The organism is Microcystis protocystis FBCC-A270 (genome assembly GCF_050500235.1).
In the GTDB taxonomy this organism is placed as follows: domain Bacteria; phylum Cyanobacteriota; class Cyanobacteriia; order Cyanobacteriales; family Microcystaceae; genus Microcystis; species Microcystis ichthyoblabe_A.
In genome coordinates this window covers 4,025,099-4,037,714 of record NZ_CP191407.1, presented here as the reverse complement: position 1 = coordinate 4,037,714, position 12,616 = coordinate 4,025,099, and the positions used below count along the sequence as shown (strand labels likewise).

The 12,616-nt window shown below is 42.0% G+C and carries 11 protein-coding genes and 1 pseudogene; 4 read left to right on the top strand and 8 right to left on the bottom strand.

What is annotated here, in order from left to right; translation table 11 throughout:
• Both ACQY1X_RS19675 and ACQY1X_RS19670 read left to right on the top strand, forming a co-directional pair.
• A complete protein-coding gene (locus ACQY1X_RS19675) occupies positions 1 to 1,071 on the top strand; it encodes a Druantia anti-phage system protein DruA (RefSeq protein ID WP_002736881.1) in 1,071 nt (356 codons plus the stop codon).
• Positions 1,072 to 1,671: 600 nt separating this feature from the next.
• Complete coding sequence (locus tag ACQY1X_RS19670) at positions 1,672 to 2,721, top strand: Rieske 2Fe-2S domain-containing protein (protein ID WP_002735996.1); 1,050 nt, start codon at positions 1,672 to 1,674, stop codon at positions 2,719 to 2,721.
• A 121-nt stretch (positions 2,722 to 2,842) separates the two neighbouring features.
• On the opposite strand, the gene ACQY1X_RS19665 is transcribed toward ACQY1X_RS19670, so the two are convergent.
• From ACQY1X_RS19665 to lysA, 6 genes are all read right to left on the bottom strand, one after another.
• Positions 2,843 to 3,955, bottom strand: coding sequence for a hypothetical protein (locus ACQY1X_RS19665; RefSeq protein ID WP_002776369.1), 1,113 nt, complete (start codon positions 3,953 to 3,955; stop codon positions 2,843 to 2,845).
• A 59-nt stretch (positions 3,956 to 4,014) separates the two neighbouring features.
• The gene (locus ACQY1X_RS19660; RefSeq protein WP_430013391.1) at positions 4,015 to 5,112 is read right to left on the bottom strand and encodes an RRXRR domain-containing protein; all 1,098 of its coding nucleotides are present in this window, start codon (positions 5,110 to 5,112) and stop codon (positions 4,015 to 4,017) included.
• A gap of 352 nt (positions 5,113 to 5,464) precedes the next feature.
• Positions 5,465 to 5,779 (bottom strand): DUF1825 family protein, encoded by a 315-nt coding sequence (locus ACQY1X_RS19655; RefSeq protein ID WP_002738222.1) that lies wholly within the window; start codon positions 5,777 to 5,779, stop codon positions 5,465 to 5,467.
• Positions 5,780 to 6,017: 238 nt separating this feature from the next.
• Positions 6,018 to 6,767 (bottom strand): polyprenyl diphosphate synthase, encoded by a 750-nt coding sequence (gene uppS, locus ACQY1X_RS19650; protein ID WP_430013390.1) that lies wholly within the window; start codon positions 6,765 to 6,767, stop codon positions 6,018 to 6,020.
• Positions 6,764 to 7,684 (bottom strand): diadenylate cyclase CdaA, encoded by a 921-nt coding sequence (gene cdaA / locus ACQY1X_RS19645; protein ID WP_002790821.1) that lies wholly within the window; start codon positions 7,682 to 7,684, stop codon positions 6,764 to 6,766. Before cdaA ends, uppS begins: the two co-directional genes overlap by 4 nt.
• A gap of 22 nt (positions 7,685 to 7,706) precedes the next feature.
• Positions 7,707 to 9,110, bottom strand: a complete 1,404-nt coding sequence (gene lysA, locus ACQY1X_RS19640; RefSeq protein WP_123230298.1) for a diaminopimelate decarboxylase — start codon at positions 9,108 to 9,110, stop codon at positions 7,707 to 7,709.
• A gap of 583 nt (positions 9,111 to 9,693) precedes the next feature.
• Between lysA and purM the strand changes: the two genes are divergently transcribed.
• Both purM and ACQY1X_RS19630 read left to right on the top strand, forming a co-directional pair.
• Entirely contained in the window at positions 9,694 to 10,719 is a 1,026-nt protein-coding gene (purM, locus tag ACQY1X_RS19635; RefSeq protein WP_069475095.1) for a phosphoribosylformylglycinamidine cyclo-ligase, read from the top strand.
• Positions 10,720 to 10,962: 243 nt separating this feature from the next.
• Positions 10,963 to 11,175, top strand: a pseudogene (locus tag ACQY1X_RS19630) (transposase); the annotation flags it as partial.
• Positions 11,176 to 11,193: 18 nt separating this feature from the next.
• On the opposite strand, the gene xth reads toward ACQY1X_RS19630, so the two are convergent.
• Positions 11,194 to 11,982 carry an exodeoxyribonuclease III gene (gene xth, locus ACQY1X_RS19625; protein ID WP_002744083.1) on the bottom strand — a complete coding sequence of 263 codons (789 nt, stop codon included), beginning with the start codon at positions 11,980 to 11,982 and terminating at the stop codon, positions 11,194 to 11,196.
• A gap of 22 nt (positions 11,983 to 12,004) precedes the next feature.
• Positions 12,005 to 12,589: a chromophore lyase CpcT/CpeT gene (locus ACQY1X_RS19620; protein ID WP_430015033.1), complete on the bottom strand. Its 585-nt coding sequence runs from the start codon at positions 12,587 to 12,589 to the stop codon at positions 12,005 to 12,007.
• Positions 12,590 to 12,616 lie beyond the last annotated feature (27 nt).

Genomic DNA, 12,616 nt, shown 5'->3' with positions numbered 1-12,616 from the left:
ATGAAAAAACACCAAAAAGATCACGTTCGAGATCAATTGTTATCAAAGTTATCTGAATATGGAGTTGAATGGGATTTTGACTCTCAAAAGTTAATAGTTGATGATTTACGATTTATGCAAAATCGATTAGCTCAACATACGAACTCAAAAGGTTTAAAATATGAGGAGGAATTTAAAAATTGTTTAGCTAAACCTGAAGAAATAAATATTCTTAAAATCAATCCTTACTTAGAAGTTGTGAACACCCAGAAACAAAGAGAACTTTGGACTTATGCTACTTCTTTTTGGTCAATCCCTGTTACAACTGGTTATGGTAGAAGAATACGTTTTTTAGTTTTTGATGAACAAAATAATAAATTAATTGGTATTTTTGGCCTCAGTGATCCAATTATTGGTTTAGGAGTTAGAGATCAGTATATCACTTGGACAAAAGATCAAAAGCTAGAGAGATTATATAATTGTATGACTGCTTATATTTTAGGTGCTGTACCTCCTTATAATCTAGTTCTCAGCAGTAAATTAATTGCTTTATGTTTGATGTTCCCTGAAGTTAGAAAGCACTTCTATGAAAAGTATAACAATAGAGTATCCATTATTTCTGGACAAAATAAACAAGCTGATTTAGTTTATATAGATACTTTAGGAGCATTTGGAAAATCAGCAATATATAACCGTTTAATGAACTGGAAATTTATAGGTTATACAAAAGGTCAAAGCCATTTACATATAACGGCTAACGGAAGTTGGGAATTAATTAAACAAGTCGTTCCAGAAACCATTTTTGATACTTATAAATTTGGTCAAGGTCCCAATTGGAAACTAAGAGTTTTAAAGAAAGGACTAAGAGAACTAGGATTTTCAGAAGATATGCTAAGTATTGGTTGGCAAAGAGGATATTATAGTTGTCCACTAGCTGAGAATTGGCAAGAGTATTTATTAGGAGAATCCAATCAACTACAATGGAAGATTTTAGATCGTAATCAACTGATTAAATACTGGAAAAATCAATGGATTATCCCACGTTTAGATAAATTAGAGGAAAATCTAAGGAAAACGAAAAGTTTAGATTAATCAAACAGATTATATAGCGTTTATCATACCTGTGTGGCACAGTTAAACCTTTGCTGATTAAGCTTTTCAATATCGATAATGTACCTCTTGCGAACAGGCAACGCTATAATTAGACAGAACTGAATCATTTTAAGTAAACTTTTGTAAAATTCCAGCAGGAAAGGTCATCAAATTTTCTGGACTCACTGAAGCGTTATGTTTCCATTGATGAGGAGTAGAGTTTCGTCAACGAGAGAATAGGGGTTTCAGCCCTGACAGGGGGACAAGCGAGCTAGAAAATTTGCCAACAAAGGCTTCTGGCTTCTCTCGCTAGAAATAGATCGAGCGATTCTAGGCAAAAAGCTAACGAAAGAATTAGGGATAGGAGCGAGCTTACTAGGAATCATTATTAATAAGTGAGAGATGGTGCGGCGAACTTTTTCGAGCTAAAATCATGAAAAGTTTACGATATATGGATTTCAGCTTTCTTGTCCCCCTGTCAGGTTTCAGCCTTGCCTACTGCAATCTCATCCTCCTAATTACTGCAAAGTTATGCTTCCAGTCTCATAATCTTCATTTCTAATGATAGGATGAACGATCGAAGCTCTCCAGAGAAACCCTATGACTAGCTTACTGCGCGACTTTTGGTATGTGGCCACACCGGCAAATAAACTTAAACCCGGTCAGCTAATGGCCAAAAAAATGCTAGGTGAACCGATTGTTGTCGGTAGGAGAGAGGATGGAGAAGTGTTCGCATTGCGGGATATTTGCCCCCATCGTGGCATTCCGCTGCACCATGGCTGGATTGAAGGGGATGGGGTGTACTGTTGCTATCATGGCTGGAAATTTAACACTAGCGATGGCGTTTGTTCTGAGATCCCCTCATTAACGGAACACGATCGCCTTGATATTAGCAGAATTTGTGTCACCAGTTATCCCTGTCGTGAAATACAAGGTCATATCTGGGTGTTTATTCCGGCAGACTCAAAAAGAGAAATTAATCGAGAAAATCTGCCTCCTGTGCCGACTATTGCCGATTTTGGCAAACTTACCCCCAAAATAGCCGAAACTATCACTTTTGACTGCAATATTGACCATGCAGTGGTGGGATTGATGGATCCGGCCCACGGTCCCTACGTTCATACTTCTTGGTGGTGGCGCAGCGGTCCGCGCAAATTTCGGGTCAAGGAAAAACAATACGAACCTGTTCCCCTCGGTTTTCGTCTTGCTCCCTATGATATGCCTGTAAGTGCGAAACCCTATAAAATTTTGGGTAATAAGGTATCGATTGAAATCGTTTTTGAATTGCCCTCGGTGCGTACAGAAATACTACGAGGCGATCGCTATTTGGCCTGTGCTTTTACGGCAATTACTCCCATCGATGAAAATCACTGCGAAGTCCATCAAAGTTTATACTATACGATTCCTTGGTTGGCATTTTTAACCCCTCTTTTGCGTTATTTAACTCTACAATTCCTCAAACAGGATCGCGATGTGGTGATTAAACAACAGGAAGGACTTAGTTATCATCCAGCTTTGATGTTAATTGATGATGCCGATACCCAGGCCAAATGGTATTATCGCCTCAAGCAGGAATACGAAAAATCTCAAGCAGAAAAACGGGATTTTGTCAACCCCATTAAAGCACAAATTTTACGGTGGCGCAGTTAGAATTAAGTAGCTGGTTATAATTAAATTAAAAATGGATTTTAGGTTCGATCCCCCCTTAATCCCCCCTTGATAAGGGGGATATATGATAATTTTTAACGCCTACCTACTTAGATGATTTTATTTAGGTTCTGCCTAGGGATTTATTGACACTGGTTTCAATTTGATAAATGGATGAAAGGACGCTACCTTGATGATTATTGACTAGATCATATTTGACTTCTTGTAAATAATTAAAAATGGCATCCCGCAGAATCGGTTTTTCAATGTTTACCGTGTGCTGATAGTCCCATAAATCCCAAACTATCAAACCAATTCCCACGATTGGATCGATTAATTCTGCGCCAAAACTACTCGCTACTGCTCCACCCGTTTTAGTGGCAATTTTCGCCCCGGTTTTTCCCGCTAGGGACAAATAAACTGTGCTGCCCACTTTCACCACTGGGATGAGAGATTTAACTCCCAAAGCAGTGGCACCACCGACTAAAAGTTTAATTGATGTGTTAGAAATATTGCCCTCGGTATCTTGAATTGTTATGGCTATATCGCTAAGATAACGATCCCATTTACCTTGGGGAATTTGATAACTGGCCTGAATATTCTCTAATTCATTGCTTAAATTATTGACATATAAATTAACAGCATCCCTAGTAATTCTCTCTAGACGTAATTGTGCTTCTTGGGGACGAATTACCCGTTTAGTAAACTCGGTTTGAATAGTTTTGGTCAAATTTTCTGCCACCACCTGTTCCGAGGGTGGATTATCTGTATTGACCCAGTGAGCGATCGAGGAGTATAATCCGCTTAAAAAGGCCTTACCCTCAAATTGTTTTTGATTGAAATAGTTAAAATACCAAGGCAAAAAACCCTGATCTACTCGTGTCATCAACTCCTCCACCCATCCCTCAATTTCTCCTAGGGCGAAGTTTTGAGAATTGGCTCTCGCTGTCTGTAAAGCTTGGCTAATTTCTCGATCGATTTTACTGTTAGATTTTTGGGGTATAGTGATGGGAATCTCTAGGTTAGTTTCGGTAGCAACCTTAGTTTTTAACGGTTCATTGCTGGCAGTTCCTAGCCAAATTTTCCCTAAAAGAGGCACGATAACCACTAGAACAACTATAGCCCAAATTAACGGGGTGATCGCCTTAATCAGTTGACTGATTGCCTGAATACGGTTAGTTTTTTCACTATACTGAGGTGGCTCAATATTTTCCTGTGAATCTGGCCTGGAGTTCATCGAAAAATTGGGTCTGAAACCCCGCCCTTTAGCGATAACGGAGGGCGGCTTTATACAAGTTAGTGAGAAACAATTAAACCGTTAGAACGACTAATTAACTGAATCTTGCTAACAGCCATCTGTCCCAATCGTTGACCATTGGCATCGCTTACAGATAACTGTTTTTCGGTATCTCCACTAACATAACCAATTCCTTTGGGAGAAGAAACTAAATCTCCTTTACGGAACCCATGTCTTGTGGTAGAGCCACCATATTTACGTCGTTTACCACCCTTAGAAAAAACCATCAGGTGAAGTTGACGACGACTAACAGGAGGACGTTTGATGACAGCAAAGGGAGCGTTTGTTACTTTAACATAACCCTTCCAATCATATCCATGTCCATTAGAATTGTGAAATGGCAAATAATCTAAAAATTGAAAACAGGCAAGAGCAATGCCATCGTTAGCATGACTTTCGGGTGATTGTTCTGCTTTATTTTTAGACTTTTCTAGTCGCAAATATTTTCTAAGATTAGAGGTTTGCCAACCAAAGCGAGTATGGACTGTTGCCAATCGAGACAGTTGCTCAATAGCCCATTTCTGTCCGACCATAACCGACGAGAAACCTTTTCCAGACTTAGCTCCTTTTCTACCAGAAGTTAGATCAATATAGGCTTTGATGTACTCAAAGTAAATGTCAGTAATTGGATAGATTTTGGTTAGTTCAGAAACGACTCGAAGTTCAAGTTGACGATTAGCTCTGATTGAGGGAGCTAATTTTCCTTGTTTTCTATTTGAGAATCGTTTTTGTCGATGCGCTCTTAGATTAAAAGAAAGTTGGCGGTTAATCCGTCTTACTCTACGTCCTCTTCGCATTAACCGTCTATTGTCTATGCGCTCTTTGACTCGTTTAAAAGGAAGTTCTAAGTGAGCCTTCCAAAGAGTAAAAAGAGAGGATTGAACACCAATTCCCGAAAATAATTTACCCGGGTCAATACCAATAGCAATCGGTTGGGTTTTATTGTTAGAGGATTCAGTGGTTAGCTGGACATAGAAAATATCTAAGTCGTTGAATTTGCCGATAGCTTTTCCTTCCTTAATCCACCGTCTGTCCCGACTGGGTTTGGTGGGCATTAACGGCTTTCCGTCTTTTGAGATAACAGGAACTCTTGCCATGGAGATAATCCTTAAGAGTAAAGTTAAAGTCCCTTCCCGCAACACAATCAAGATGTCTTGTCTAACAACGCTTTACCAATAAAGCTTAGAGAGAATCCGAACTAGGGAAGTATTCGGAGGTCTAGGCCAGATTGTGTCTCGATGCGGTAGTCTCTACTTGCGTCGCCTAAATTGGTCTAGGCAAGCCCCGTCGCTTTTAGTGCGGGGTTAGTGACCAGCTAACCTACTTAAAATTATTAGATCATCGTTCTCAAAAAACCGCAAACCGCAGAAACCCCAAATTTCTCAGCAGTAAACTGGAGAGAGCATTATCGGGCAAAAGACAGCCAATACCCGATAAATATCGGCAATTTTAGCGAATTTCTGCCTTCATCCGCTCAAGGGTTTGCTGCATTTGGTCGAACATCATTTGCGGAGTCATGCCAAATTGACCTAATTGGGTTTTTAGCTGTTCTACGGTCATTTGGGCGGAAAAATCTTCAGATAACTCGAAACGCTTCATAAATATCTTGTAGCGTTCCATTAACTCCTCCATCCTATCGATAAAGATGATTTTACCCTCTCGATCGAATTTCCCGTACTCGCTGCCCAGTTGTGTGAGGGACTGGTAATCCTCAAATAGCTGTCTAGCTTCCTGTTGAACCACTTCTGAGTCAAAGAATCCCATAATCTTAAAACTGCTTATCGTCGATAGTTATTTTCCATCCTATTTTATTTTAGCCGGGGAAAAAGTCTAGCTCTGGCCGATTTACGGATTACCGTATTGGGGAAATGGAGAGGATCACAAACGGCCCCCGTCGCGGTTTAACCGTTGCCCCAGGAAGTTTAAGATAAAAAGTGAAAAATCAAAAATTGTCCTTTAACTGCCCCACAGGGGCTATTTCGCTAAATTTGGGCTGTAGCCCTTATAATTTGCCAAAACGACGATGACGACCCTGATAATCTTTTAAAGCGTGGTGAAATTGCACTCGATCGAAATCGGGCCAGAGGGTGTCAGTAACGTAGATTTCCGCGTAGGCCATTTGCCAGAGTAAAAAATTACTAATTCGCATTTCCCCACTACTGCGAATTAACAGGTCTGGGTTAGGAATCCCGGCAGTATAAAGATACTGTGCAAAGAGAGATTCATCGATCGCTTCTGGGGAGACTAAACCCTGTTGCACCTGACGAGCGATCGCCTGACAAGCTTGCACGATCTCCTCTCGGCCACCATAATTAGCAGCCACCGTAAATTGAATACCGGAATTTTTGCTAGTTTCTGCTTGAGATTTAGCAATTTCCCGTCTTAAAGACTCTGGCAAGGCTGATAAATTACCAATAAAGCGAATTTTGACATTTTTCTGCATCATTTCTTGCAATTCCCGCTGCAAAACCCGCTCGAATAGAGTCATTAAAAATTCTACTTCCTCAAGGGGACGACCCCAATTTTCCGTAGAAAAAGCGTAAGCGGTTAAAGCGGGAATCCCCCACTCACCACAACAGCGCAGCAAGTCTCTGAGTGCATCTACTCCCCGTTGATGGCCTATAGTCCGTGGCAAACCACGACTTTTCGCCCAACGACCGTTCCCATCCATAATCACTGCGACGTGCTGAGGCAAACGGTTTTTATCTAAATCCGTAGGTAATTCTGGTGACAAGCTCGGTTTAACAGTCATTTTCTATCTTTGGGGGTTGCGCTAGGCGAACGGGAGAATTTTTCTAAGATTAGACGGCCTTTTAAGCCAATTGTACGCCCTAAACGTCCCCAACTCGGTGCGACCACTTCCCCCTCTCCCGACGGAGAAAACTTCGCTTCGAGCAGCTCTTTTAGTTTACTACTGGTTAAAGGCCGATCCAAATTACCTCCGGACGCGAGGGAAATCGAGCCGGTTTCCTCAGAAACCACAATACAGATACAATTATCTAGCCTTTCGGTAATGCCCATGGCTGCCCGATGACGGGTGCCTAATTGCCTAGAGGTACTGCGCTCCGATAGGGGTAGAATAACACCAGCGGCCACCACTCGATCGCCCCGAATAAATACGGCTCCATCGTGCAGTAAAGTTTTAGTTTGAAAAATAGTTTGAATTAATTCCTTAGATACTTGGCCATTTAGCATCACCCCCGGATTGACAAACACCTTGGTGTCGAGATTGCCACTGGTTTCTAATACCATCAGCGCACCGGTGCGATTTTGAGATAGATCCTTCACCGCGTCCACTAACTCATCAATGACATTATCGGTCTTGGGAGTGGGGGAACTTTTCTGAAATAACTCCCACACTTGACCTTTGCCCAATAATTCTAAAAAACGGCGGAATTCCGACTGAAAAATCACAGCGATCGCCACAGCTGCCCCCAAAATCAATTTTTCTAGGACTAACCCCAGCAAGCGCAATCCTAGAGCATCGCTAATCACCGAGGCCAGCATTAAGTAGATTAGTCCTCGCACCATCCAAAAGGTACGCCGCTCGCCGATAATTAGCAGCAGCATATAGGTAAGGAGGAGAACTAACCCAAAGTCTAGGAATGACAGACCATGGCTGAGAATCCAGGACAATAACCGGCGAGGGTCCAGAAAAAAACCCGACATGGGGGGACAATAGCGATGAGGTTTATATTAAGGAGAGTCGATTGGGTAAGCGGTCTTGACGCAGCAGATCCGCCAGATTTTCCCGTTCAAGGATCAGATTAGCTTCTCCATTTTGGACAATTACCGCCGCTGGACGGGGTAAGCGGTTGTAATTAGAAGCCATACTGTAGTTATAGGCCCCCGTGGCTAAAACCACTAAAATATCCCCTGGGTTGGTTTTCGGTAGCGCAATATCCTTAATTAGAATATCGCCAGATTCACAATGTTTTCCAGCTATTGTCACCACTTCCTGACATTCTTGACTCATTTTATTGGCGACCACGGCCCGGTAAACCGATTGATAGGTAATCGGTCGGGGATTATCGGACATTCCGCCATCGACGGCGATATAGGTGCGAATTTCGGGGATTTCTTTGCGATTACCCACTGTATAGGCTGTTACGCAAGCGGTGGCAATCAGAGAGCGTCCCGGTTCGGCAATAAGCAGCGGATAAGCGATACCTCTTTCCTGACAAGCTTTGGCCACTGCTAAGGACACCGCTTGTACCCATTCCTCGATACTTGGGGGGTCATCACTTTCAAGGTAGCGAATCCCTAAACCACCACCGACGTTTAATTGCTCTAGGGGTAAACCCCGTTCTAAACCTAATTTAAACCAATCTGCCAAGACAGAGGCTAAGTCTTGGTGGGGTTGACGTTCAAAAATCTGGGAACCGATGTGAGCGTGTAAACCCAGACAATTCAGCTGCGGATGAGCTAAAACATAGTCAAATACTGCTTCGATTTGATGGGGGTCAAAACCAAATTTACTGTCTAAGTGACCCGTGCGAATGTATTCGTGGGTGTGGCACTCGATACCGGGGGTTAACCGCAATAGAACCGGAATAGGGGTATCAGGACGATTTTCGCCTAATTTAACCAGATTTTCTAACTCTAGCCAGTTATCAACGATAATAATGCAGTTATGCTCGATCGCGTATTCTAATTCGGCGATCGATTTGTTATTACCATGAAAGTATATTGGCACAGCGGTTTTATTGATCTGGTCTAAAGCGGTTAACACCGTGTGAATTTCTCCGGCCGACACCACATCAAAACCTAATCCTTCACTAGCGACCACGGCCGATACGGCCAGGCAATTCCACGCTTTCGAGGCATAAATTACCCTAGATTCTCCGGGATAATGTGTCTGGAAACCTTGCAGGTATTGACCACAGGCAGTGCGGAGGGTGACTTCATCGATAATATACAAGGGTGAACCGAAACGTTCCACTAGGGTGGTCACATCGCAACCACCGATTTCTAGACAATCGCGGTTATTAACCTTGGCTGTCAGGGGTAACAGGGTTTGATTCGGGGATAGACAATCTTGATAGGCTAAATATTTTTGTCCGGAATTGCTGATTTTAGGTTCAGTTGATAGCATGATCGGTGTTTTTTGTCAAGAAATCGATAATTTTTGTTACAATCTCCGCGCATCCCCGATTCAGTCAAGGGAATTTTGACCGTCGGTGATCTAGATATAGTCATTTCAATTCAGATTGAGAATATCAATGCCAGAGTTCATAAGGATTCAACCAGTCTAGATTGTATCAGACTTATCTGAAATGACGATAACCAAAATAGTTATCTCTTTCACTTTACGACCAGTTCTAACCTTTCTCTGATCAGTAAAAATCCCTAGGAAATCCTGCTAAGTACCTAAGCAAAATTAATTACACATATCTAACCCCGCTCTTGCCTCTTGCCTCTTGCCTATCTTCACTAGGAAATTAATTTTGCACGACTACTTACTAAATCTGGTTATTAAAAACTGATTATTTATTCTCCTTTGCTTATTGCCTAATGCCTAAATTGCCAAATGCCTTTCTCTGTAAGAGTTTCATTCCTTATAACCCTGTCCGTTGCATAAGACAAACCGAAGAACCATAATTCATAATTTATAACTCATAATTCCCATAGGACTGAAATCCGGGTAAAATTTGAGAGATACAATCGGTCAATTGGGCATGGATTATAAAGAAGCAGGCGTGGATGTGGAAGCGGGACGCGCTTTCGTCGAGAAAATTCGCCAAAATGTGGAAAGTACCTTCCGTCCCGAAGTTATCGGCGGTTTAGGCGGTTTTGGCGGCTATTTTCAGTTACCTTCTGGTTATCAGCAACCGGTGTTAGTATCGGGAACTGATGGTGTGGGAACCAAGCTGAAAATTGCCCATAGTCTCAATTGCCATGATACGGTGGGAATTGACCTGGTGGCCATGTGCGTCAACGATGTCCTAACCTCCGGGGCCGAACCTTTATTTTTCTTGGATTATCTCGCCACTGGTAAACTGGAAGCGTCACAGTTAGCGGCGGTGGTATCGGGAATCGCTAGTGCCTGTCGTGATAGTGGTTGTACTCTTTTGGGAGGGGAAACGGCGGAGATGCCGGGGTTTTATTCGGCGGGAGAGTACGATTTGGCGGGTTTTTGCGTCGGTATTGTCGAAAAAAGTCAATTACTCGACGGCAGTAAGGTGCAAATCGGCGATGTGGCTATCGGTTTAGGCAGTAGTGGGGTTCACAGTAACGGTTTTAGTCTTGTTCGTAAGATTATCGACACCCAGGGCTTAAATTGGCAAGATTGCCCCGCAATTTTAGCCGGCTCTAGCTTAGGTGAAGTTTTGTTAACTCCCACTAGACTTTATGTTAAACCTGTGCTAGAACTGCTACGCTCTGGGTTAGATATTCACGCCATGGCCCACATTACTGGGGGTGGCATCCCGGAAAATTTGCCCCGCTGCTTGGGTAAAGGGCAGTCTGTGCGGATTTACCGCGAAAGTTGGCCAGTTTTGCCAATTTTTCACTGGTTAGCCCAGATGGGTTCGGTTAATCCCGAAGCCATGTTTAATACTTTTAATATGGGTATCGGTTTTGTGATCATTGTCCCATCAGATCTGGCGCAATTGACTATTAATCAACTACAATCCTCTGGGATTAATGCCTACCAAATCGGCGAAGTGATTGCCGGTAAGGGAGAAATTGTTGGGCTTGATTAAAGTTAGTTGAGGCTAAGAAGATTTTGCCATCAATTCCACCAAAAAATCAGGTTGACTGGCTGGGATAGCAGCAGCGTTTCGGCCTATCCCTAACCCAATTTATATTAACGTCAGTTCGGGATAAGGGTGGAAAGAAAAGGCGGGGGCTAGTAAGCTGAAAAATATATAAACTCAGCACCCCCAACCCATCTATGTCTAGTCGAGAAGCTCTTTTCTGTCCTGTCGACGACGGATATTGAGTTTTTTGCTAAACCCAAACGGAACCTGAAAAATCGCTTAATCCGCCTTCATGACCAGCTTTTATCCCGTAAGCGTTCTATTGTCGAGACTATTATTGACCAACTCAAGAACATCTCTGGGATTGAACATTCCCACCACCGCAGTCCTGTTAATTTTTGCGTTAATCTTCTCTGTGGTTTGATTGCTTACTGTCACCAGCCGAAAAAACCCTCCTTGAAGTTAGCTATTTTTGCCTTATATTTCGAGAATAACGGGGGTATGATCGCTAGGTTTTTCTTGTTTTCTGGGTTCTCGATCGATCAGACAATTAACGGCTTTTTCGTATAGCTGAGGAGTTAAATAAAGATGATCGATTCGCCAACCTCGGTTACGAGCAAAACCACCGCTGCGATAATCCCACCAACTATAATGTCCTGCTGCTGAGGTGAATTTTCTAAAGGCATCTTGTAAACCAATTTCTAAGACCTTTTCTAAAGCTTCTCTTTCTTTAGCTGAAGACATAATATGATTTTCTTTGCCTTTGGGATCATAAATATCTTTATCTTCTAAGGCAATATTAAAATCACCGCAGATACATAATTCCTGGGGTTGAGAATTAATAATTTTATCTAGATATTTCCTAAGAGTTTCTAACCATTTAAGCTTATAAATATATTTATCACTATCTAGGGAAGAACCATTAGGAACGTAGAGATTAATAATCCGAATATCGCCGATTACTCCAGTAATTAAACGTTTTTGTTCGTCTAGTTCTCCCGTTAAATTTTCGCCGATAATCGGACTAAATCCCACAGTGATATCGTCCAGGGGTTTCTGGCTAAAAATCGCTACACCATTATAGGCTTTTTGTCCAGAAATATAGAGATGATAACCCAAAGATTCAAAAGCTTCTCTGGGAAAATCTCGATCAATTACCTTGGTTTCTTGCAAGCATAAAACCTCAACGGGATTGAGTTGTAACCAATTAATTACCTGATCTTGTCGGCTGCGAATCGAGTTGACATTCCATGTGGCGATTTTCATAGCTAAAAACCGAGAATTTTTCTCACACTTCCTCAGCAAAACTACTGCGACGCACAAACTCAAAGGAACCGGCGATCGAACCCCAGACTAATTGATCGGTTTCGGGATCTAAACCGCGATCAACGCTAATTAATCCCTGTTCACTAATTTCAAAACTATTATCCAAATAAGTCATTTTATCTTTGCGAAAGACTAAACATTGTTTCCCCGGTTTCACCACCCCTTTAAAACTCTTACCTGTCCAAGTTACATTCATATCACAACCCGGCATCGGTTCTAATAATTCTAAGCTGAGATTTTTGAGACGCTGGGGTTCTCTAGAAGCACCAAAAAAGTTAGCTTCCTCTTTAACTTTAAAGTTTTCTAGTTCAATATGGTCATCGACTACCGATAATTTAAATACTCGTAAACGATAGGGAGTATTGAGCATAAAATCGTAGGCCTGCTCTAAAAATAAACTGGTTCCCTTCAGTAATTCATCGGGTAAAGGACGCATACACACGCGAATATGGGCAAAAAAAGGCGGATTAGCAAAAGCTTGTTCTTGATTACTAAAATCGGCCGCCATCCAGCGTGCTAGGGTTTTTATATCCGTAGAATGAGTCATAATTTTTGATATTTTAATGGCTATTAG